This window comes from Methylobacterium isbiliense (assembly GCF_022179325.1).
Classification (GTDB): Bacteria; Pseudomonadota; Alphaproteobacteria; order Rhizobiales; family Beijerinckiaceae; genus Methylobacterium; species Methylobacterium isbiliense.
Genome location: NZ_BPQQ01000081.1, coordinates 1 through 21,316, shown reverse-complemented (window position 1 = coordinate 21,316; position 21,316 = coordinate 1). Strand labels below are relative to the sequence as shown.

General features: G+C 71.7%; 17 protein-coding genes and 1 pseudogene. 7 read left to right on the top strand and 11 right to left on the bottom strand.

The window, feature by feature from the left end; all coding sequences use genetic code 11:
* Positions 1–92 precede the first annotated feature (92 nt).
* Positions 93–1,634: a sensor histidine kinase gene (locus tag MFF61_RS27630; protein WP_238240905.1), complete on the bottom strand. Its 1,542-nt coding sequence runs from the start codon at positions 1,632–1,634 to the stop codon at positions 93–95.
* Positions 1,635–1,914: 280 nt separating this feature from the next.
* On the opposite strand from MFF61_RS27630, the gene MFF61_RS27625 reads away from it, so the two are divergent.
* From MFF61_RS27625 to MFF61_RS27610, 4 genes are all read left to right on the top strand, one after another.
* On the top strand, positions 1,915–2,370 hold the full coding sequence (locus MFF61_RS27625) for a (2Fe-2S)-binding protein (protein WP_238240932.1): 456 nt from the start codon (positions 1,915–1,917) through the stop codon (positions 2,368–2,370).
* A gap of 14 nt (positions 2,371–2,384) precedes the next feature.
* Complete coding sequence (locus MFF61_RS27620; protein WP_238240904.1) at positions 2,385–4,589, top strand: xanthine dehydrogenase family protein molybdopterin-binding subunit; 2,205 nt, start codon at positions 2,385–2,387, stop codon at positions 4,587–4,589.
* A 111-nt stretch (positions 4,590–4,700) separates the two neighbouring features.
* On the top strand, positions 4,701–5,336 hold the full coding sequence (locus MFF61_RS27615; protein WP_238240903.1) for a uracil-DNA glycosylase family protein: 636 nt from the start codon (positions 4,701–4,703) through the stop codon (positions 5,334–5,336).
* Positions 5,337–5,398: 62 nt separating this feature from the next.
* Complete coding sequence (locus tag MFF61_RS27610) at positions 5,399–6,727, top strand: Hsp70 family protein (protein ID WP_238240902.1); 1,329 nt, start codon at positions 5,399–5,401, stop codon at positions 6,725–6,727.
* Positions 6,728–6,769: 42 nt separating this feature from the next.
* On the opposite strand, the gene MFF61_RS27605 is transcribed toward MFF61_RS27610, so the two are convergent.
* The 7 genes and pseudogenes from MFF61_RS27605 to MFF61_RS27575 form a co-directional block, all read right to left on the bottom strand.
* Positions 6,770–7,903, bottom strand: a complete 1,134-nt coding sequence (locus tag MFF61_RS27605) for a sulfate/molybdate ABC transporter ATP-binding protein (RefSeq protein WP_238240901.1) — start codon at positions 7,901–7,903, stop codon at positions 6,770–6,772.
* Between the two features lies 1 nt (position 7,904).
* Complete coding sequence (cysW, locus tag MFF61_RS27600; protein ID WP_238240900.1) at positions 7,905–8,771, bottom strand: sulfate ABC transporter permease subunit CysW; 867 nt, start codon at positions 8,769–8,771, stop codon at positions 7,905–7,907.
* Positions 8,772–8,778: 7 nt separating this feature from the next.
* The gene (cysT, locus tag MFF61_RS27595; RefSeq protein WP_238240899.1) at positions 8,779–9,657 is read right to left on the bottom strand and encodes a sulfate ABC transporter permease subunit CysT; all 879 of its coding nucleotides are present in this window, start codon (positions 9,655–9,657) and stop codon (positions 8,779–8,781) included.
* Positions 9,654–10,691 (bottom strand): sulfate ABC transporter substrate-binding protein, encoded by a 1,038-nt coding sequence (locus MFF61_RS27590; RefSeq protein WP_306423420.1) that lies wholly within the window; start codon positions 10,689–10,691, stop codon positions 9,654–9,656. Before MFF61_RS27590 ends, cysT begins: the two co-directional genes overlap by 4 nt.
* Positions 10,665–12,071, bottom strand: a pseudogene (gene cysN / locus MFF61_RS27585) (sulfate adenylyltransferase subunit CysN); the annotation flags it as partial. The gene MFF61_RS27590 and the pseudogene cysN, both read right to left, overlap by 27 nt.
* Positions 12,071–13,006 (bottom strand): sulfate adenylyltransferase subunit CysD, encoded by a 936-nt coding sequence (gene cysD, locus MFF61_RS27580; protein WP_238240898.1) that lies wholly within the window; start codon positions 13,004–13,006, stop codon positions 12,071–12,073. The gene cysD and the pseudogene cysN, both read right to left, overlap by 1 nt.
* Positions 13,003–13,797, bottom strand: a complete 795-nt coding sequence (locus tag MFF61_RS27575; protein ID WP_238240897.1) for a phosphoadenylyl-sulfate reductase — start codon at positions 13,795–13,797, stop codon at positions 13,003–13,005. Before MFF61_RS27575 ends, cysD begins: the two co-directional genes overlap by 4 nt.
* 239 nt (positions 13,798–14,036) lie before the next feature.
* On the opposite strand from MFF61_RS27575, the gene MFF61_RS27570 reads away from it, so the two are divergent.
* From MFF61_RS27570 to MFF61_RS27560, 3 genes are all read left to right on the top strand, one after another.
* Positions 14,037–14,531, top strand: coding sequence for an Lrp/AsnC family transcriptional regulator (locus MFF61_RS27570; RefSeq protein ID WP_238240896.1), 495 nt, complete (start codon positions 14,037–14,039; stop codon positions 14,529–14,531).
* Positions 14,532–14,641: 110 nt separating this feature from the next.
* Entirely contained in the window at positions 14,642–16,420 is a 1,779-nt protein-coding gene (locus tag MFF61_RS27565; protein WP_238240895.1) for a diflavin oxidoreductase, read from the top strand.
* A gap of 225 nt (positions 16,421–16,645) precedes the next feature.
* Positions 16,646–18,454, top strand: a complete 1,809-nt coding sequence (locus tag MFF61_RS27560) for an NADPH-dependent assimilatory sulfite reductase hemoprotein subunit (protein WP_238240894.1) — start codon at positions 16,646–16,648, stop codon at positions 18,452–18,454.
* A gap of 109 nt (positions 18,455–18,563) precedes the next feature.
* Here MFF61_RS27560 and MFF61_RS27555 read toward each other — a convergent pair whose 3' ends face one another.
* The 3 genes from MFF61_RS27555 to MFF61_RS27545 form a co-directional block, all read right to left on the bottom strand.
* The gene (locus tag MFF61_RS27555) at positions 18,564–18,908 is read right to left on the bottom strand and encodes a DUF1330 domain-containing protein (RefSeq protein WP_238240893.1); all 345 of its coding nucleotides are present in this window, start codon (positions 18,906–18,908) and stop codon (positions 18,564–18,566) included.
* 19 nt (positions 18,909–18,927) lie between these two features.
* Positions 18,928–19,656: an orotidine-5'-phosphate decarboxylase gene (gene pyrF / locus MFF61_RS27550; RefSeq protein ID WP_238240892.1), complete on the bottom strand. Its 729-nt coding sequence runs from the start codon at positions 19,654–19,656 to the stop codon at positions 18,928–18,930.
* A gap of 152 nt (positions 19,657–19,808) precedes the next feature.
* The gene (locus tag MFF61_RS27545; protein ID WP_238240891.1) at positions 19,809–21,164 is read right to left on the bottom strand and encodes an esterase-like activity of phytase family protein; all 1,356 of its coding nucleotides are present in this window, start codon (positions 21,162–21,164) and stop codon (positions 19,809–19,811) included.
* Positions 21,165–21,316: the final 152 nt, after the last annotated feature.

The following is a 21,316-nucleotide window of genomic DNA, read 5'->3' as shown; positions in this document are numbered from 1 at the left end:
GCCGGTTCGTCAAGCGGCGCGGACCCTAGTCCCGGGCACGGGGCCGGGCAAGCGGCCCGCAGGAGAACGCAGGCGATCGCCGGGCGCGGCGCTCAGGCGGCGCGCACGGAGCGGCCCGGCGGCTTGTCCTCGCCCGCCATCTCGACGGCCGGCAGCGCATCCATGACCCGCGTGGCCGGGAAGGTGACGATCACCTCGGTGCCCTCGCGGGGCCTCGACTTGAGCTGGAAGCCGCCGCCGTGCAGGTCGACGAGGCCCTTGACGATCGGCAGCCCCAGCCCCGAGCCCTGCTCGGCGGTCTTGATCGCCAGCGAGCCGCGGCCGAAGGACGACATCACGGTGGGGATCTCGTCCTCCGGGATGCCCGGCCCGGTGTCGCGGATGCTCACGTACTGCCCGCCCGACGAGGTCCAGCCGACCTTGATGGTGATCTCGCCCCCCGGCGGCGTGAACTTGATGGCGTTCGACAGGATGTTGAGCACCACCTGCCGCATCGCCCGCTCGTCCGCCCACAGCCGCGGCAGCGAGGGATCGACCATCTCCCGGAAGGTCTGGTTCTTGGCCCGCGCGCGCAGGGCCATCATGTGGCGGCACTCCTCCACCACGTAGGCGAGCGCCACCGCCTCCTCTTTCAGCTCGTAGCGGCCCGCCTCGATGCGCGAGAGATCGAGGATCTCGTTGATGAGGTTGAGCAGGTGCAGGCCGCTATCGTGGATGTCGGTGGAGTATTCCTGGTAGGACGGGGCGGCGTGCGGGCCGAAGACCTCGTTCTTCATCACCTCCGAGAAGCCCAGGATGGCGTTGAGCGGCGTGCGCAGCTCGTGGCTCATGGTGGCGAGGAAGCGGGACTTGGCGAGGTTCGCCTCCTCGGCCCGCCGCCGCGCCTCGTCGGAATTGGCCTTGGCCTGCTCCAGCTCGCCGAAGATCGCATCCTTCTCCGCCCGCGACTGCAGGGCGGCCACCGTCGAGGCGAAGAGGTGGCGGGACAGGACGAGGAAGAACAGCTGCGCGCCCACCGCCATCAGGATCAGCAGCACCGATTCCATCGCCCGCGTCTCGACGAGGAGGCAGAGCGTGGCGAGGGTGAGCGGCAGGAGGCCGGCCAGGGCCGCGAGCGGCACCGTGGCGGCGAGCATCGTGGTGACGGCCGCCACGATGACCAGCACGAACAGCACGAAGGCGCGCGCGTTCGCCGCGTCGACTGAGACGAGCACCAGCACCAGCATCGCCCAGGCGACGCTGCGCAGGACCTCGCCGGCCACCGCCCGCCGCCGGGCGGCCGGCAGCGAGACCGCCTCCGGCTCCTGGCGCAGGAACCCGCGCGAGAGCGCCGTCCCCACGCCGGTGGCCAGGATGACGCCGCCGCACCACAGGGCGCTCCACAGGACCGGCGACCAGAACACCGAGGCCGCCCCGATGCACAGCGCCAGGAGGACGAGCGGCAGGAGCGCGCCGACGCGGTACTGCGCGAAGGTGCGCAGGAGTTCGTAGTCGAAGGCCCGCTCCAGCCCGATCGAGGAGGTCAGCCGCTCGCGCGCCGAGCGCACGTCGCGCGCCCGCTGCCGGCGCCGGGCCGCCTCCTCGGCGGTCGGGCCACGCCCCCGCTGCACCATCTGCGCCGTGAGTTCGGACATGGGGTGAGGTCGTGCCGCTCCCTGGACGCCGGCACGGGTCTCGCGCGGCCTGAACAGGCGGATGGAAGCCGGAGCGTTGCGGAAAATTGTTAAGGTTGCCCTGCCCCGAAGGCGCGAATTGCGCGCGATCGCCCCGCCCTCCCCCGAAGCCGCGGCGGGCGCGCCCCGGATGTGCGGCAGCGCACACCGGCCCGGCTTGCGCGGATGGCAGGTGTGGCGCCACACCCTGGCAGGCTGGAGCGGCGCCAGCCTGTCGCCCCGCCTCTCGTCGGAGACCGCGATGCCGAAGCTGACCGTCAATGGCACGACCCACGAGGTCGATGCCGACCCCGACATGCCGCTCCTCTGGGCGATCCGAGATCACCTCAACCTGACCGGCACCAAGTACGGCTGCGGCATCGCGCAATGCGGCGCCTGCACGGTGCATGTCGACGGCCAGCCCGCCCGCGCCTGCCAGACGCGCATCGGCGACGTGGCCGAGGCCAAGATCACCACCATCGAGGGCGTCTCGGGCCGGGTCGCGGAGGCGGTCCAGGCCGCGTGGCGCAAGCTCGACGTGGTGCAGTGCGGCTATTGCCAGTCCGGCCAGATCATGTCGGCGATCGGGCTCCTGTCCGAAAACAAGGCGCCGAGCGACGCCGACATCGCGGGCGCGCTCGACGGCAACATCTGCCGCTGCGGCACCTATCAACGCATCAAGGCGGCCGTCCACGACGCCGCCCGTTCTCTCGCCTGAGCCGGAGGCCGCCCATGTTCCACGCCCTGCGCGCGCCTGCGCCCGTGCCCTCCCGCCGCGCCTTCCTGGCCGGGGCCGCCACCGTCGGCGGCGCCCTGGTGGTCGGCTTCCACCTCGACCTGCCCGGCACGAAGGCCCGCGCCGCCGGGGCGCCCGACTTCTCGAAGGTTCCGACCCAGCCCAACGCCTTCGTGCGCATCGCCCCGGACGACAGCGTCACGGTGCTGATCAAGCATCTCGACATGGGCCAGGGCAACACGACCGGGCTCGCCACCATCGTGGCCGAGGAACTCGACGCCGACTGGAGCCAGATGCGCGCCGCCTTCGCGCCCGCCGACGCCTCGCTCTACGCGAACCTCGCCTTCGGGCCGATCCAGGGCACCGGCGGCTCGACCGCCGTGGCCAATTCCTGGATCCAGCTGCGCAAGGCGGGTGCGGCCGCCCGCGCCATGCTGGTCGCGGCCGCCGCCGCCGAGTGGACGGTGCCGGCCGGCGAGATCACGGTGGAGAAGGGCGTGCTGCGCCACGCCCGGACGGGCCGGGAATCCCGCTTCGGCCCCTTCGCGGCGGCGGCCGCCGCCCAGCCGGTGCCGGAGAATCCGCGCCTGAAGGAGCCGGGCGAGTGGCGGCTGATCGGCACCACGCTGCCGCGTCTCGACTCAGAAGCCAAGACCACGGGCCGCGCCGTCTATGCCCTCGACGTGCGCCGGCCGAACCAGCTCACCGCCGTGGTGGCGCGCGCGCCGCGCTTCGGCGCAACGCTCAGGAGCGTGGACGACGCGGCGGCCCGCAAGGTCCGGGGCGTGGTCGACGTTGTGCGGATCCCGAGCGGCGTCGCCGTCGTCGCCCGCGACACGTGGTCGGCCATGAAGGGCCGCGAGGCGCTGGTGCTCGCCTGGGACGAGGCGGGCGCCGACAGGCGCTCCTCGGACGCGCAGCTCGCCGCCTACAGGGCGCTCGCCGCAAAGCCCGGCCTCGTCGCGTCCCGCCAGGGCGATGCCGCGGCCGGCATCAAGAACGCCGCGAAGGTGCTGGAGGCCGAGTTCAGCTTCCCGTTCCTGGCCCACGCCCCGATGGAGCCCCTCAACGCCACGATCGAGAAGAGCGGCGACGGCTACCTGATCCATGCCGGCTCGCAGTTCCAGACCATCGAGCAGGCGGTGACGGCGCAGATCCTCGGCACCACGCCGGACAGGATCCGCATCAACACCCTGTGGGCCGGCGGCTCCTTCGGGCGGCGGGCGACCTCCTCGGCCGACTACATCGCGGAGGCCGCCGCGGTGCTGAAGGCCACGGGGGAGAAGAACCCGATCCACCTCGTCTGGACCCGCGAGGACGACATCACCGGCGGCTACTACCGGCCGGCGGCCTACCACCGCATCCGCGCCGGGCTTGACGCCCAGGGCGGGATCACCGGCTGGGAGCACAGCATCGTCGGCAAGTCGATCCTGATCGGCACGCCGATGGAGGCGATGATGGTCAGGAACGGGGTCGACGCGACCACCGTCGAGGGCGCGGCGGACACGCCCTACGCGCTGCCGGTCTATCGCTTCGAGGTGCACAACGTGCGCGACGCGGTGCCGGTGCTGTGGTGGCGCTCGGTCGGCCACTCGCACACCGCGCAGGCGATGGAGGTGTTCATCGACGAGATCGCCCACGCGGCCGGCCGGGATCCGGTGGAGTACCGGCTCTCCCTGCTGCAGAAGGCGCCGCGGCTCTCGGCGGCCCTGCGGCTGGCGGCCGACAAGGCGGGCTGGGCCGGGCGGCAGGCCAAGCCCGGGCAGGGGCTCGGCGTGGCCGCGCACGAAAGCTTCGGCTCCTACGTGGCGATGGTGGCCGACGTGACGGCCGAGGCCGGCAAGGTGACGGTCAGCCGCATCGTCGCGGCGGTGGATGTCGGCGTGGCGGTCAACCCGGACGTGATCCGGGCGCAGGTCGAGGGAGCGGTCGGCTTCGCCCTCTCGGCGGTGCTGCGCAACCGCATCACCTTCAAGGACGGCGCGGTGCAGGAGACGAACTTCGACGCCTACGAGCCGACCCGGATGAGCGAGATGCCGGTGGTCGAAGTGCACATCGTCCCCTCGACCGCGGCCCCGACCGGCATCGGCGAGCCGGGCGTGCCGGTGCTGGCACCCGCGATCTCCAACGCGATCTTCGCGGCGACCGGCCAGCGGCTGCGCTCGCTGCCGCTCGATCTCGCGGCGCTGCGCGGTGTGTGACAGCGCACCGCCACGCTTCCGGGTCCGTGCGACACCGATGGCACTCCAGACGTTTCGACACCTTCGAGAGCGCGGCCCCCGCCGCGCTTCTTTTTTTATGCGGTCGCCGCGATGAGCGACTTCGCGGAGAGCGCGGCGGCGATCCGTGCCTGCCGCCTGTGCGCCGAGGCGCCGCGGCACGGCCCTCCCCTGCCGGTCGCGCCGCGGCCGATCGTGCAGGGCAGCGCCACCGCACGGCTGTGCATCGCGAGCCAAGCGCCCGGCCACCGCGCGTGGCGCAGCGGCATCCCGTTCCAGGATCCGTCCGGCCACCGGCTGCGCGCATGGCTCGGCCTCGACGCGGCGACCTTCTACGATTCCACCCGGATCGCCATCCTGCCGATGGGCGCCTGCTTTCCCGGCCACCATGCCACGGGCGGGGATCTGCCGCCGCGGCGGGAATGCGCCGAGACGTGGCGGGCGCGGCTCCTCGCCGGGCTGCCGGACCTGGACCTGATCCTCGTCATCGGCCTCTACGCGCAGCACTGGCATCTCGGGCGCTCGCCCGACGGGCTCACCGGGACGGTGGCGCGCTGGCGCACGCTGCTGGCGGAGCCGCGCCGCCCCCGGGTGCTGCCGCTGCCCCACCCGTCCTGGCGAAACGGCGGCTGGCTGCGGCGCCACCCCTGGTTCGAGGCGGAGCTGCTGCCGGTGCTGCGCTGGGAGGTCGCACGCGTGGTCGGCGACGGACCGGCCCCGGCGGCTTGACGGCGCGGCGCTCCGGCCCGAGGAGCAGCGCCCCCTCCCTCTCCCCGACAGCCAAGGTCACGATGCCCGGCCCGCAGACCTCTCCCGTGTCGATCGGGATCGATTTCGGCACGACCAACACCGTGGTGGCGCTCGCCGACGCCGAGGGCCGCGTCGAGGCCGTGCGGTTCCGCCACCGCGACGCGCAGCACGCCGTCTACCTGTCGGCCCTCGCCTTCTGGCAGGAGGGCCGGGGCCTGAGCGCCCGCACCCGCATGGCGGGCGGCCCCTTCGCGGTCGAGGCCTTCCTCGAAGGGCATCCCGGGCTGCGCTTCATCCAGTCCTTCAAGAGCTTCGCGGCGAGCGGCGCCTTTCGCGAGACCCGCATCTTCCGCGACCGCTTCGCCTTCGAGGACCTGCTCGCCGCCTTCCTGCGCACGCTGGTGCAGGATGCCGGCGGGCTCGACCTCGCGGGAAGCCGGGTGGTGGTCGGCCGCCCGGTGCGGTTCGTCGGCCGCACTCCCGACGACGCGCTGGCGATGCGCCGCTACGCCGGGGCCCTCGCGCGGCTCGGCGTGCGCGACGCGCTCTACGCCTACGAGCCGGTCGGCGCCGCCTTCTTCTACGCCCGGCGCCTGGAGGCCGAGGCCACGGTGCTGATCGCGGATTTCGGCGGCGGCACCAGCGATTTCTCGGTGATGCGCTTCGCGCGCGGCGCCGACGGGCGCCTCGGCGCGACGCCGCTCGGCCATAGCGGCCTCGGGATCGCGGGCGACACCTTCGATGCGCGCATCGTCGACCACCTCGTCGCGCCGCATCTCGGCAAGGGCGGCAGCTACCGCTCGATGGGCGACAAGATCCTGCCGCTGCCGGCGCATTACTTCGCCAGCCTGTCGCGCTGGCACCAGCTCGCCCTGATGAAGTGGTCGGGCGACCTCAAAGAGCTGCAGGACCTCGCGGGCGTGGCCCTCGACCCGGCGCCGCTGGAGCGCTTCATCACGCTGATCGAGCACGATCTCGGCTTCGCGCTCTACCAGGCGGTCTCGGCCACCAAGGTCGCGCTCTCGGGGGCGCCGAGCGCCGAGCTGTCGTTCCGGGGCGCGGGGACCGACGTCGAGGTGACCGGCACCCTCACCCGGGCGACGTTCGACGCCCTGATCGCCCCGGACATCGCCCGGATCGCAGCGGCGGTGGATCAGGCGCTGGCCGCCGCCGGCCTCGCCCCCGGGGCCATCGATCAGGTCTTCCTCACCGGCGGGACATCCTTCGTCCCGGCGATCCGCGCCCTGTTCGTGGACCGCTTCGGCGCCGGGCGCGTCGCGACCTCGGACCAGTTCGAGTCGATCGCGCACGGCCTCGCGCTGATCGGCCGGCAGCCGGATGCCGGCCGCTGGGCGGCCGAGGCCGCCTGACCGGGCGACACGCGGCCTGGGGCGGGCCTTCCGGCAGCGCGCTCAGCCGCGCGGGAAGACCCGCGCCTCGCTCGCCTGCAGGGCGACGCGGTCGCCCTTGCGGTGGACGTCCGTGACCTTGACCTCGACGGGGGAGTCCGAGCCGTCGAGCAGGATCTCCGCCACGGTGCCGCGGGCGGTGCGGCGCCATTCTCGGACCGTGCCGAGCAGCGCGGCCTCGTCGCCGCCCACCGTCAGGTGCCAGGGCCGCAGGCAGAGATCGACCGGCCCCTCGGGCCAGTCCTCGCGGGCGCGCAGGGCCGCGCGGCCGTCGACCCAGACCTGGCCGCCCGCGATGTCGGCGGCCACGCGGGCGGTCTCGCCGACGAAGGACATCACGAAGCGCGAGGCCGGATCGTCCTGGACCTCGTGCGGCGCACCCACCTGCTCGATGCGGCCGCGGTTGAGGATCGCGATGCGGTCGGCGAGTTCGAGCGCCTCGTCCTGGTCGTGGGTGACGAAGACCGTGGTCTGGCCGGTCTCGCGGTGGATCTCGCGCAGCCAGCGGCGCAGGTCCTTGCGCACCTGCGCATCGAGCGCCCCGAAGGGCTCGTCGAGGAGGAGGACCGAGGGCTCGACGGCGAGTGCCCGGGCGAGCGCGACGCGCTGGCGCTGGCCGCCCGAGAGCTGCCCCGGATAGCGCGACGCGAGGGTCGGCAGCTGCACGAGGTCGAGGAGCTGGCCGACGCGGCGGCGGATCTCGGCCTCGCCCGGACGGCGGCTGCGCTCGCGCGAGCGCAGGCCGTAGGCGATGTTCTCGAACACCGTCAGATGGCGGAACAGGGCGTAGTGCTGGAACACGAAGCCGACGCCGCGGCGCTGCACCGGCACGTCGGTGGTGTCGGTGGCTCCGAAGAAGACCCGGCCGGCATCCGGGATCTCAAGCCCGGCGATCACGCGCAGCAGCGTGGTCTTGCCCGAGCCCGAGGGGCCGAGCAGCGCCAGGAGCTCGCCCGGCGCGATGGCGAGGCTCACGCCCTCCAGCGCCGCCGGACCGTCGCCGCTGAAGGTCTTGACGATGCCGTCGACCCGCACCTCGGAGCCGGGCTTACGCACCGTGCGGGCGGCGACCGGCTCGGCCTCCGCGCGCCCGCGCGGGGCCGCGAGGGCGTCAGAGGGCGCGAAGCCCGCCACCATCTCAGTGCGCGCCCCGCCCGGCGAGGGCGTCGGCGTGGCGCCATTCGAGGAAGGTCTTGCCCGCCAGGGTGACGAGGGCCAGGAGCGCCAGGAGAGAGGCGATCCCGAAAGCCGCGACGTAGTTGTATTCATTGTACAAAATCTCGACGTGAAGCGGCATGGTGTTGGTGAGGCCCCGGATCCGGCCCGAGACCACGGAGACAGCGCCGAACTCGCCCATCGCCCGGGCGTTGCACAGGAGTACGCCGTACAGAAGCGCCCACTTGATGTTGGGCAGCGTCACGGTGAGGAAGACCCGCCAGGGGCTCGCCCCGAGGGTTAACGCGGCCTCCTCGTCCGTGGTGCCCTGATCCTGCATCAGGGGGATCAACTCGCGCGCCACGAACGGGAAGGTGACGAACACCGTCGCCAGCACGATGCCCGGCACCGCGAAGATGATCTCGATGCCGTGGCGCTGCAGGAACGGCCCGAGCACGCCCTGCGAGCCGAAGATCAGCACGTAGATCAGCCCGGCCACCACCGGCGAGACCGAGAAGGGCAGGTCGATCAGCGTGATGAGGAGGTTGCGGCCGCGGAAGTCGAACTTGGCGATGGCCCAGGAGGCCGCGATGCCGAACACCACGTTGAGCGGCACCGAGATTAGGGCCACGAGGAGCGTCAGGCGGATGGCCGCCTGCGCGTCGGGCTCCGCGAAGGTCGCGAGGTAATTGCCGAGGCCCTTGCTTAGCGCCTCCGCGAACACCACCGCGAGCGGCAGCAGCAGGAAGAGCGCCAGGAAGCCGATGGCGGTGGCGATGAGCAGGACGCGCACCCCCTTCGGCTCCGTGAGGGCGGCGTGCGGCGCGGCCGGGAGGGACGGGCTGGACATGGCCGGACTAGACATGGCCGAACCTGCGGCGGCTGAAATCCTGGATCAGGTTGATCGCGAGCAGCGCCCCGAAGGACATCAGCAGCATCACGGCCGCGATGGCGGTGGCGCCCGTGTAGTTGAACTCCTCCAGCTTGATCACGATCAGGAGCGGCGCGATCTCCGAGACGTAGGGCAGGTTGCCGGCGACGAAGATCACCGAGCCGTACTCGCCGACCGCGCGCGCGAAGGCGAGCGCGAAGCCCGTGAGCACCGCCGGGATCAGCGGCGGCAGGATCACGGTGGCGAGCGCCCGGGCGCGGGAGGCGCCCAGGATCGCAGCCGCCTCCTCGCTCGACCGGTCGATCTCGGCGATGAGGGGCTGCACCGTGCGCACGCAGAAGGGCAGGCCGACGAAGACCAGCGCCACCAGGATGCCGAGCGGCGTGTAGGCGACCTTGAGGCCGAGCGCCTCCAGCGGCGCGCCGAGCCAGCCGTTGCCCGAATACAGGGTGGCGAGGCAGATGCCCGCCACGGCGGTGGGCAGGGCGAAGGGCAGGTCGACCAGCGCGTCGATCAGCCGGCGCCCGGGGAAGGTGTAGCGGGTGAGCACCCAGGCGATCAGCAGGCCGAACACCGCGTCGATGGCCGCGGCCGCGAGCGACAGGCCGAAGGAGGTCTTGAGCGCCGCGAGGTTGCGGCTGTCGGTGACGAGGTCCCACAGGCCGGACGGCCCGAGCGCCGAGGCCCGCAGGAGCAGCACCGCGAGCGGGATCAGCACGATGAGGCTGAGATAGGCGACGGCGAAGCCGAAGGTGAGACGGAAGCCGGGCATGGCGCTCGGCCGGCGGAAGCGCCGGCGCGAGGCGGCCCGGACCGGCAGGCCGAGGGCCGCGGCCCCGCTCATTGACGTGCCTTCAGGAGCGAATCGAAGACGCCGCCGTCGTCGAAATGCGTCTTCTGCGCCTTGGCCCAGCCGCCGAACGCGCCGTCGATGGTGACGAGCTTCAGCTTCGGGAAGCGCGCGAGGTCCTCCTTGGCGGCGGCCGATTCGTCGCGCGGGCGGTAGAAGTGCTTGGCGATGATCGCCTGAGCGCGCGGCGTGTAGAGGAACTGCAGGTAGGCCTCGGCGGCCGCGCGGGTGCCCTTCTGGTCGACGTTGCCGTCCACGATCGTCACCGGCGGCTCGGCCAGGATCGAGAGCGAGGGCACGACGATGTCGAACTTGCCCTTGCCGAATTCCTCGTCGGCCAGGAAGGCCTCGTTCTCCCAGGCGATCAGCACGTCGCCGATGCCGCGCTGGACGAACGTCGTCGTCGAGCCGCGCGCGCCGGTGTCGAGCACCGGCACGTTCTTGAACAGGGCGCCCACGAAGGCGCGCGCCTTCTCGTCGTCGTTGCCGTTCTGCGCGAGGCCGTAGGCATAGGCCGCGAGGTAGTTCCAGCGCGCGCCGCCCGAGGTCTTCGGGTTCGGCGTGATCACCTGGATCCCCGGCTTCACGAGGTCGTCCCAGTCCTTGATGCCCTTCGGGTTGCCCTGGCGGACCAGGAAGACGATGGTCGAGGTGTAGGGCGTCGAGTTGTAGGGCAGGCGCGTCTGCCAGTCGGCCGGGATCTTCTTGGAGCGGGCGGCGATGGCGTCGATGTCGCTGGCGAGCGCCAGGGTCACGACGTCGGCGGGGAGCCCGTCGATCACCGCGCGGGCCTGCGCGCCCGAGCCGCCGTGCGAGGCGCGCACCGTCAGCGTCTCGCCGGTCTTCTGCTTCCACTCGGCCGCGAAGGCGGCGTCGATGGCCCGGTAGAGCTCGCGCGTGGGATCGTACGAGACGTTGAGCAGGACCTTCTGGGCCTGGACCGGCGACGGCGCCGCGCCGGCCAGCAGCGCCGCCCCGGCCAGCAGCGCGAGGCTCCTGGCGCCGAACAGCCGGCGGATCCCGGACAAGAGGCCGCCGCGCTGCGGCTCGGAACGCGCCGCCTCGGCCGCCGGGGCGTCGGACGACCTTGCCGCAGGCGCATTCACCGCAGGGGCCTGGACGAGGCCGAGGGCCGCCGTGTCGGTGGTCTCCCGGTCGATCAGGATCAGGCTGCCGGTGTCCCGGTTCTCGCGGTAGGGATCGACCGCGACCGCCCGGTCGAGGCTGAGCGTGACCTCGCCGATGTCGTTGACGGCGAGCCGGTCGGCCGCCTCCGACTGCCCGGTCTCGGGATCGATGCGGCTGCGGATGCTCTCGACGACGGCGTTCGCCGTCACGGTGCCGACCTTGGCGAGCAGCGTCGCGCCGGGCGTCAGGTCGCCCTCGCGCACCCAGAACAGGCGCACGGCGAGCCGCTCGGTCACGCGCGGCGGCGCGCCGGCCGCCGCGATCACGCTGCCGCGCGAGGCGTCGACCTCGTCGGCGAGCACCAGCGTCACCGACTGGCCGGCGATCGCGCCGTCGAGGTCGCCATCCGCCGTGACGATGCGGGCGATGCTGGAGGAGCGGCCGGAGGGGAGCACCGTCACGGGGTCGCCCGGCGCCACCCGCCCGGAGGCGATCCGCCCGGAGAAGCCGCGGAAATCCGGGTTCGGCCGGTTCACCCACTGCACCGCCATGCGGAAGGGCGCGGCCTCCTCCTCGACATGGGTCGGCACCTCTTCGAGGTATTGCAGCAGCGGCGGGCCGGCATACCAGGGCGCGGCCGCGCCGGGCAGCACGACGTTGTCGCCGTTGGCCGCCGAGAGCGGGATCGCCGTGACGTCGGTGAAGCCGAGCGGCTGCGCGAAATCCGAGAAGGCGGCGGCGATCGCCTCGAACCGGTCCTGCGACCAGCCGATCAGGTCCATCTTGTTGACGGCGAGCAGCACGCGCCGGATGCCCAGCATCGAGACGAGCAGCGCGTGGCGCCGCGTCTGTCGGCTCAGGCCCTTGCGGGCATCGACCAGCAGCACCGCGACGTCGGCCGTCGAGGCGCCGGTCGCCATGTTGCGGGTGTACTGCTCGTGGCCGGGGGTGTCGGCGACGATGAAGGAGCGCCGCTCGGTCGAGAAGAACCGGTAGGCGACGTCGATGGTGATGCCCTGCTCGCGCTCGGCCTGCAGGCCGTCGACGAGGAGCGCGAGGTCGATCTCGCCCCCGCGCGTGCCGTGGCGGCGCGAGTCGCGCTCCAGCGCGCTCACCTGATCGTCGAAGATCTGCTTGGTGTCGTGCAGCAGGCGCCCGATCAGGGTCGACTTGCCGTCGTCGACCGAGCCGCAGGCGATGAAGCGCAGCACCTCCTTGCGCTGGTGGACCGCGAGAAATGCCTCGTAGCCGAATGCGCGGGTGGACTGATGCACCGTCATCAGAAGTAGCCTTCCTGCTTCTTGCGCTCCATGGCGCCGGCCCCGTCCTTGTCGATGACCCGGCCCTGGCGCTCGGATGTGCGCGCCGCCAGGGTCTCGCCGATGATCTCGGGCAGCGTCGCCGCGTTGCTCTCCACCGCGCCGGTCAGCGGGTAGCAGCCGAGGGTCCGGAACCGGACCGTCCGCACTTCCGGCGTCTCGCCGGGCTCCAGCGGCAACCGCGCGTCGTCCACCATGATGAGCTGCCCCTCGCGCCGCACCACGGGGCGCTCGGCCGCGTAGTAGAGCGGGACGATCGGGATCTTCTCCTGCTCGATGTAGAGCCAGATATCGAGTTCGGTCCAGTTCGACAGCGGGAAGACGCGCAAGCTCTCGCCACGCTTCTTGCGCATGTTGTAGAGATGCCAGGGCTCGGCACGCTGGCGCTTGGGGTCCCAGCGATGCTGGGCGGTGCGCAGCGAGACGATGCGCTCCTTGGCGCGCGAGGCCTCCTCGTCGCGGCGCGCCCCGCCGAACGCCGCGTCGAACCTGTGCTGGTCGAGCGCCTGGCGCAGGGCCTGGGTCTTCATCACGTCCGTGTGGACCTCGGAGCCGTGGCTGATCGGCCCGATGCCGCGCGCCAGCCCGTCCTGGTTGGTGTGGACGATGAGGTCGAGGCCGAGTTCCTTCACCCGCCGGTCGCGGAAGGCGATCATGTCCCGGAACTTCCACGTCGTGTCGACGTGCAGGAGCGGGAACGGCAGCCTTCCGGGCGCGAAGGCCTTGAGGGCGAGGTGCAGCAGGACCGAGGAATCCTTGCCGATGGAATAGAGCATCACCGGGTTCTCGGTCTCGGCGACCGTCTCCCGCATGATGTGGATGCTCTCCGCCTCCAGCCGCTGCAGGTGCGTCAGGCGCGGTGCGGCCTCCGCGATGGACATCAAGGCGGCGCTCATGCGGCCAGCTCCGGGTTGGATGGTTGCGACAGGCTGCCGGCCGATTGTGCCGGGGCGGTGGCGGGGGCCCCGGGGGCGCCCGCCACGTGCAGGCCGCATTCCTTCTTGGAGGCCTGCTCCCACCACCAGCGTCCGGCGCGCTCGGGCTCGCCCACCTTCACGGCGCGCGTGCAGGGGGCGCAGCCGATCGACGGGAAGCCGCGGTCGTGCAGCACGTTGTAGGGGACGAAGTTGTCGTGGACGGCCTGGGCCACGTCCTCGCGCGACCAATCCGCCAGGGGGTTGATCTTGATGAGGCCGCGGGCCGGATCGGCTTCCGCGAGGGGCGTCGCGGCGCGGTTGGCCGATTGCCCGGCGCGCAGGCCGGTGATCCAGGCCGACGCCCCTTCGAGGGCACGGCCGAGCGGCACCACCTTGCGGAAGCCGCAGCAGGCCTGGCGGGCCTCCACCGAGTGCCGGAACCCGTTGATGCCAGCCTCCGCCACGAAGCGTTCCTCGGCCTCGCGGTCGGGCACGTAGGCGCGGATGCGGAAACCGTAGGCCGCCTCGGTCTCGGCCCAGACGTCGTAGGTCTCCGGGAAGAGCCGGCCGGTGTCGAGGGTGACAATCTCGGCCCGCGACTTTGCCATGCGCAGGAAATGCGTCAGGGCCTGATCCTCCAGGCCGAAGCTCGTCGTGAAGACGAGCCGGCCCGCGACCGAGCGGTCGACGAGGGCGAGGCGCGCCGCGACGTCGAGGGGGGCGAGCGCCGAGGCAAGCGCCTGCGCCGCGCGTTCGAGTGACTGCGTCATGGGGCCTGACAGAACGATGACCGTGGGGAACGCTGCTTGTCCGACCCGGTAGGTGTTCGCTATACCGAACGCTGTCAAGGCATGGCAGCCTTGCGCAGGCGGGAAATTTCGCGCCGCAGCGTCGATCTGTGGCCGCGAACGACCGATCGTCATGGATGGACACCGCCCGAGATAGAAGGTTCTTCTATGGCCGGGCCATCACTGCCGGAAAACCATCTACCGAATCCGGAGATTAACCGTTGGATGCCATCGATCTGAAGATTCTGGCCCTGCTCCAGCAGGATGCCACCCTGTCGATCGCCCAGATCGGAGAGCGCGTCGGCCTGTCGCAGACGCCCTGCTGGAAGCGCATCCAGCGCCTGGAGGCCGATGGGGTGATCGACCGACGGGTGGCGGTGCTCGATCCGGTGAAGCTCGGCCTCGGCCTCACCGTGTTCGTGTCGGTGGAGACCAGCGACCATTCCCGCGAATGGCTGGACCGCTTCGCCTCGGCGGTCGCGGCGATGCCGGAGGTGCTCGAATTCTACCGCATGGCCGGCGACGTCGACTACATGCTGCGGGTGGTGGTCTCCGACATGCAGGCCTACGACGCGTTCTACAAGCGCCTGATCGACTCCCTGCCGCTCAAGAACGTCACCTCGCGCTTCGCGATGGAGAAGGTGAAGAGCACCACCGCGCTGCCGCTGCCGACCGCCCCCTTCACCCCCGTGCTGGTCGCCGCGAGTGGAAAATAAAATTCTCCCGCAACGCGGCGCCGCGATAGCGTTGATCTCCCTCAGGCCCGTTCTTTAAACAGAACATCCCCATTGACTCGCGGCTCTCCGCGGCACACATGGTGCGCGCAATGTCTCGTCCCGCCCTGCTCCCCCGCACGGCCCCCTTCGGCGATGCCGAGCGGGCCCATCTCGACGCCGCCCTCGGTGCGGCGACCCCGATCCAGCGCGCGTGGCTCGCCGGCTTCCTGGCCGGTCTCGACGCGGCCTCCGGCGCGCCCGCCGGCGAACAGCCGCAGGCCGCCGCCCCGCCGCGGGCGGCCGAGCCGCTGACGATCCTGTTCGCGAGCGAGTCGGGCAACTCGGAAAAGCTCGCGGGCGACATCGCCAAGCAGGCGCGCAAGACCGGCTTCAAGCCGAAGGTCGTCGACTTCGCCGACCTCGACCTCGCGGCGCTGCCGAAGGAGAAGCGCGTCCTCGTGGTGGCGGCGACCTGGGGCGAGGGCGAGCCGCCGGCCCGCGCGGTGCGGGCCTACGGCGACCTGATGGGCGAGGGCGCCCCGCGCCTCGACGGGGTCGAGTTCGGCGTGCTGGCGCTCGGCGACACGTCCTACGCGGAGTTCTGCGCCATCGGAAAGCGCCTCGACGCGCGCTTCGAGGCGCTCGGCGCCAAGCGGGTGGTCGACCGGGTCGATTGCGACCTCGACTTCGACAAGCCGGCCGCGGCCTGGATCAAGGACGCGCTCAAGGCGCTCGCGCCGGCCGAGCCCGCCGGCAACGTCGTGGCGGTGGATTTCGCCCGCACGACCGGCGGCGAGGCGGAGGAGGCCGAGGTCAGCCGCGAGCCGGTCACCGTCGAGGTGGTCGAGCACGTCAACCTGAACTCCTCGCGCTCCGACAAGGAGACGATCCACCTCGCGCTCGCCTTCGAGGACGGGGCGCCGGCCTACGAGCCCGGCGACTCGCTCGAACTCTATCCGGAGAACGACCCGGCACTCGTCGACGAGATCCTGAAGGCGGCGGGCCTCGCGGGCGACGCGGCGCTGCGCCAAGCCCTCATCGCCGAGCGGGACATCACCACGCTGTCCTCAGCCGCGATCGAGCGCTTCGTGAAGGCCACCGGCCACGCGGAGGCGCGCCGGCTCCTCGACAGCGGCGAGGCCAGGGCCTGGATCGAGGGCCGCCACCTCATCGACCTGATCGAGACCTACCCGGCCAAGCTCTCGGCCGCGCATCTCACCGAGATCACCCGGCCGCTGCCGCCGCGGGCCTATTCCATCGCCTCCTCGCGCAAGGAAGTGGGAGACGAGGCGCACCTCACCATCGCGGCGGTGCGCTACGCCAGCCACGGCCGCGCGCGCACCGGCGTCGCCTCGGTCCACGTGGCCGACCGGATCCGCACCGGCGCCAAGCTGAAGGTGCGGGTGAAGCCCAACAAGCATTTCCGCCTGCCGGCCGACCCGGCCACCGACATCATCATGGTGGGGCCCGGCACCGGCGTCGCGCCCTTCCGGGCCTTCGTGCAGGAGCGCCGCGCCGCCGAGGCCCCGGGCCGCAACTGGCTGTTCTTCGGCGACCGGCACTTCACCCACGACTTCCTGTACCAGCTCGAATGGCAGGACGCCCTGGAGGACGGCTCGCTCCACCGCATCGACGTCGCCTTCTCGCGCGACCAGCCGGAGAAGATCTACGTGCAGGACCGCCTCTATGCCCAGCGCCGCGAGGTGGTGGAGTGGCTGGAGAACGGCGCCCACTTCTACGTCTGCGGCGACGCCAAGGCGATGGCCAAGGACGTGCGGGCCGCGCTGGTGCGGGCCTATGCGGACGTGAAGGCCCTCTCGCCCGAGGCCGCCGAGGCCGCGGTGGCGGGGCTGGAACGGGCCAAGCGCTACCAGCAGGACGTTTACTGAGACCCGCCTTTCCCACGATGGCGCGGGATCTCCGATCCCGCACGGGCTCCAAGAGCACGCATGAGCTCGGAGAGCCCGCATGAGGGTGGGGGACGGGCCGCCGGAAGGCCTGAACCGTCCCCTGCCCGTCTCGGCGCCTCACGCCATATGGTGGAGGCGCGCCATCCTCATCCCTGCCCCTCTCCCGCGCGGGGAGGGGTTTCGCGTCTGGCACGGATCACCGCCATGGACGATCACAAGACTCCCGCCGCCCCCCGCGAGCGCATCTACGAGACCCCGCCGGCGGAAGGCCCGATCACCGAGGCCGAGGCGGCCCGCGCCGCCGCGCTCTCGGCCAACGAGCACATCAAGATCGCCAGCGGCTACCTGCGCGGCACGCTCGCCGACGGCCTGCTCAAGCACGCCACCGGCGCGATCTCCGAGGATGACGGGCAGCTCGTGAAATTCCACGGGATGTACCTGCAGGACGACCGCGACCTGAGGGCCGAGCGCACCAAGAAGAAGCTGGAAAAGGCCTACTCCTTCATGATCCGCCTGCGCATCGCGGGCGGGGTCGTGACGCCCCGGCAGTGGCTCGTTCTCGACGACATCGCGCGCACCTACGCCAACGGGTCGCTGCGGGCGACGACGCGCCAGACCTTCCAGTATCACGGCGTCATCAAGTCGAACCTCAAGCGCACGATGGCGGCGATCGACTCGGCGCTGCTCGACACCATCGCGGCCTGCGGCGACGTCAACCGCAACGTGATGGCGGCGACGAACCCGGCCCAGACGGGCGCGCACAAGGCCGCCTACGCGCTCGCCAAGGACATCTCGGATTCGCTGCTGCCGAAGACCAATGCGTGGCGCGAGATCTGGCTCGACGGCGAGCGCGTGGTCGGGGGCGAGGACGACGCGGTGGAGCCGATCTACGGCAAGACCTACCTGCCGCGGAAGTTCAAGACCGTCGTGGCGGTGCCGCCCTCCAACGAGGTCGACATCTTCGCCCACGACCTCGGCTTCATCGCCATCCTTGACAAGAAGAACAAGCTGAAGGGCTGGAACGTCACGGTCGGCGGCGGCATGGGCATGACCCACGGCGAGACCGACACCTTCCCGCGCACCGCCGACGTGATGCTGTTCTGCGAGCCGCAGGACGCCCTCAAGGTCGCGGAGGCGGTGATGACCGTCCAGCGCGACTGGGGCAATCGCAAGGTGCGCAAGAACGCCCGGCTGAAGTACACGATCGAGCGCTACGGCCTCGCCGCCTTCCGGGCCGAGGTCGAGCGGCGGGTCGGCAAGCCGCTCCAGGACCCCAAGCCCTTCCGGTTCGAGTCGAACGGCGACCGTTACGGCTGGGTCGAGGGCGAGGACGGGCGCCACCACCTCACCCTCTACGTGCCCTCCGGCCGCATCCGCGACAACGAGGGCGGGCCGCAATACCTGTCGGGCCTGCGCCGGATCGCCGAGGTGCACCAGGGCGACTTCCGCCTCACCGGCAACCAGAACGTCATCATCGCCAACGTGCCGGCCGACCGGAAGGCGGAGATCGACGCGCTGGTCGCCGAGTACGGCCTCACCACCGGGGCGACCGCCTTGCGGCGCAACAGCCTCGCCTGCGTGGCCCTGCCGACCTGCGGCCTCGCGCTCGCGGAGAGCGAGCGCTACCTGCCCGACCTCGTCACCGAGCTGGAGGAGAGCCTCGCGGCGCACGGCTTGGCCGAGGAGGACATCACCATCCGGATGACCGGCTGCCCGAACGGCTGCGCGCGGCCCTTCATCGCCGAGATCGGCCTCGTGGGGCGCGGGCCCGAGCGCTACAACCTCTATCTCGGCGCCGCCTTCGACGGGTCGCGCCTCTCGAAGCTCTATGCCGAGGACGTCACGGCCGGCGAGATCCGCAACAGGCTCGACCCGCTCTTCGCCGCCTACGGGCGGGACCGGCAGCCGGGCGAGCGCTTCGGCGACTTCGTGATCCGCGCCGGCTACGTGGCCAAGACCATCAACGGCCCGGACTTCCACGACCGGACCGGCCCGCTGAAGGCGGTGGCGTAGCCGCCGGGCGGCGTCGCCTCCATCGCGAGAGTCCGGCTCCTGCGCGGGAGGCGGGCCCTCGCGCTGTCAGCGCCCGGCCGTCCTCCGCGCGCGCCCGGCCCCGATCGCTCTACTCCGAGGCTGGGTTCGCCGGCTGGGGCGGCGCGGAGGTGGTCGGCTGCGGGCCGTCGTAGCCCTCGATCACGATGAGGTCGATCTCGGCGCCGCCCTCCTGCTTGGCCCGCGCGGCCTGGTATTCGGGCGAGTTCCAGCAGGCCATCGCGTCGGCGTAGCTCGGAAATTCGATCACCACGTTGCGGGCGCGGCTGCTGCCGCTCACCGCCTCGAACGGCCCGCCGCGCACGAGGAAGCGCCCGCCGAACTTGGCGAAGGCGGCTCCGTTCGCCGCCACGTAGTTCTTGTAGGTGTCGGGATTCGTCACGTCGACGCGGCCGATCCAGTATCCCTTGGGCATTGTCATTCTCCCTGAGCGGTCAGAGCGCGTCCGCCATCTCGGCGACGATGCGCTGGGCCACGCCGCGCGGGTCGGACGCGGCGGTGATGGGGCGGCCGACCACGATGTGGTCGACCCCGGCGCGGATCGCCGCGGCCGGCGTCACCACGCGCTTCTGGTCGCCGGTGTCCGACCCTGCCGGGCGGATGCCCGGCGTCACGATGAGGCGGTCGGGACCGACGAGGTCGCGCACCTGCGCCGCCTCGGTCGCCGCGCAGACGATGCCGTCGATGCCGATCTCGCGCGCCGCGAGCGTGCGCACCGCCACGAGGTCGGAGACCGGCAGCGCGTAGCCCGCCTCCCGGGCATCCGCGTCGTCGTAGGAGGTGAGCACCGTCACGGCGAGCAGGCGCAGCGCGCTCCCCGCCACCGCGTCGCGCCCCCGCACCGCGGCCCGCATGGTCTGCGGGTAGGCGTGGACGGTGAGCAGGTGGGCGCCGAGCCGCGCCAGCGACTGCACGCCCTCCTCGACGGTGTTGCCGATGTCGTGGAGCTTGAGGTCGAGAAAGACCTTGGCCCCGCCCGCGACCAGCCGCTCGGCGAGCGCGAGCCCGCCCGCATAGCCCAGCCGATAGCCGATCTTGTAGAACGAGGCGGAATCGCCCAGGCGCTCGATCAGGCGCTCGGCCTCGCCGGGACTCGCCATGTCGAGGGCGACGATCAGGCGGTCGCGGACGGCGATCGGGTCGGGCTTCAGCGGATCGGGCATGAGCGCTCGCAGGGTGGCCGCCCCGCATCGCGGCCGGGGCGGCGGGGCACGCGCGGTCATCGCTCAAGGCGCCCCGCCGCGCAACCGACGCGCGGGCGCGCCGGCTCCATCCGCCGTGGATCCGGCAGGCCCGCCCTGGTGGGCGTTCGGCGCTACTTGGCCGTCAGGAACTCGCCGACGTCGAGCAGCACGAACTCGTTGTCGTCCACCGTGTTCGGCTCGCGGCTGGCGGAGAACGGCAGGTTGTTGTCGTTGCCCACCACGATGTGCCGGTCGTCGACCACCTCGACGTTCTCGATCGTGAAGAACGGGAAGGCCAGCGCCCCGTCGGTGAGCGGCTTGCGGGCGCGCTTATTCGGGTCGGCGATGCGCATCAGGTCGATCGAGCCGATCTTGCGCACGGGACCGCCCTGGTTGGCCTCCGTGAGTTCGATCTTGAAAACGCGCTTGAACTTGGCCGGCGTGGCGAAGCAATCCGGCCGCTTCTGGCCCTCCGGGCAGGCCTTGTCGGCGGTGCCCTCGCCGTCGTCACGCTCGATCACGAGGCCGGTCGTGGCATCGATCATGTTGAAGTCGCCGATGGCGTGACCGTTCGCCTCCAGCGGATAGGTCCAGAACCGTCCGGTCCAGCTCTGGGAGGCCACGTCGAATTCGAGGATGCGGAGCACCTCGCGGCCGTCGCGCTTCTCCCAATCCTTCGCCTCGGCGTCCCAGAGCGGGCCTTCGAGCAGCGGGTAGAGCCGGCTTCCGTCGGGCGAGGCCGCCATGCCCTCGAAGCCCTTGGAGCGGCGAACGTTGAAGCTCACCGAGCCGGCCGGCGTCGCGGGCGTGGTCACGGCCATGTGGTCGGGCGAGCGGGCCGGCTTGCCGCCGACGCTGGTCTCCACCACGGCCTGGATCCGCCCGGTGCGGTCGGCGCGGATCAGGTAGGGGCCGAATTCGTCGCCGATCCAGAAGCTGTCGCCGACGATCTGGATGCTCTCGGGATCGAAGTCGCTGCCGGTGAGGTAGCGGGTCTCCGTGCCCTCGTTGGCGATGCGGAACGGCACGCGCTTGTCGGGATCGCGCAGGAAGACCGTCTCCAGCCGTTCGACGCCGCCGTTCCCGAAGTCGATGCGGTAGCGGTCGAGATAGAGCATCGCGTCGGGCGAGTTGGCCTTCGCGCCGAAGCCGTTGTCGGTCAGCACCCAGAAGGTGCCGTCGGGCAGACGCTTGATGCCGGAATGGCCCTGGAGCGGCTGGCCGCGGAAGGGAAGCTTGAGCGAGGTCGGCCGGCCCATCGACTGCGCCTCCACCGTCCCGGGCGCCTCGACCCGGCGGCCCGAGGTGAACTTGCCGGAGACCGTCAGGTCCGCGGGCGCGTCGCTCGGCGCCGGGATGAAGCTCTGGGCGGGGAGCACGGCGTGGCCCGCCAGGACCGCCGGGAAGGTCAGGGATGGCTGCTGAGCGACCGCCGCCGGGGCGGCAGCGAGCAGGAGGGCGATGAGCGGCAGGCGGCAGGTCGTCATGGATGTCCTCACGAACCGTACGGCGCGCTTCTGGGACGAGTGCATGTCGCCCGGGTGACAGCCGGGACCCTTGTTCACCCCGGCCTCTGGCCCGAAGGCTTGCGCCTCCGGGCCAGACCGCACGATCAGGCGAAGGTGAAGTTGGCCGCGGT

Bases quoted from the DNA above. Each gene is read 5' to 3' on its own strand.
- MFF61_RS27545 (WP_238240891.1), bottom strand. From the start codon at position 21,164: ATGACGACCTGCCGCCTGCCGCTCATCGCCCTCCTGCTCGCTGCCGCC.
- MFF61_RS27560 (WP_238240894.1), top strand. From the start codon at position 16,646: ATGGACGATCACAAGACTCCCGCCGCCCCCCGCGAGCGCATCTACGAG.
- cysD (WP_238240898.1), bottom strand. From the start codon at position 13,006: ATGAGCGCCGCCTTGATGTCCATCGCGGAGGCCGCACCGCGCCTGACG.
- MFF61_RS27625 (WP_238240932.1), top strand. From the start codon at position 1,915: ATGCCGAAGCTGACCGTCAATGGCACGACCCACGAGGTCGATGCCGAC.
- pyrF (WP_238240892.1), bottom strand. From the start codon at position 19,656: ATGCCCGATCCGCTGAAGCCCGACCCGATCGCCGTCCGCGACCGCCTG.
- MFF61_RS27620 (WP_238240904.1), top strand. From the start codon at position 2,385: ATGTTCCACGCCCTGCGCGCGCCTGCGCCCGTGCCCTCCCGCCGCGCC.
- cysT (WP_238240899.1), bottom strand. From the start codon at position 9,657: ATGAGCGGGGCCGCGGCCCTCGGCCTGCCGGTCCGGGCCGCCTCGCGC.
- cysW (WP_238240900.1), bottom strand. From the start codon at position 8,771: ATGTCCAGCCCGTCCCTCCCGGCCGCGCCGCACGCCGCCCTCACGGAG.
- MFF61_RS27630 (WP_238240905.1), bottom strand. From the start codon at position 1,634: ATGTCCGAACTCACGGCGCAGATGGTGCAGCGGGGGCGTGGCCCGACC.
- MFF61_RS27555 (WP_238240893.1), bottom strand. From the start codon at position 18,908: ATGCCCAAGGGATACTGGATCGGCCGCGTCGACGTGACGAATCCCGAC.
- MFF61_RS27610 (WP_238240902.1), top strand. From the start codon at position 5,399: ATGCCCGGCCCGCAGACCTCTCCCGTGTCGATCGGGATCGATTTCGGC.
- MFF61_RS27615 (WP_238240903.1), top strand. From the start codon at position 4,701: ATGAGCGACTTCGCGGAGAGCGCGGCGGCGATCCGTGCCTGCCGCCTG.
- MFF61_RS27565 (WP_238240895.1), top strand. From the start codon at position 14,642: ATGTCTCGTCCCGCCCTGCTCCCCCGCACGGCCCCCTTCGGCGATGCC.
- MFF61_RS27575 (WP_238240897.1), bottom strand. From the start codon at position 13,797: ATGACGCAGTCACTCGAACGCGCGGCGCAGGCGCTTGCCTCGGCGCTC.
- MFF61_RS27605 (WP_238240901.1), bottom strand. From the start codon at position 7,903: ATGGTGGCGGGCTTCGCGCCCTCTGACGCCCTCGCGGCCCCGCGCGGG.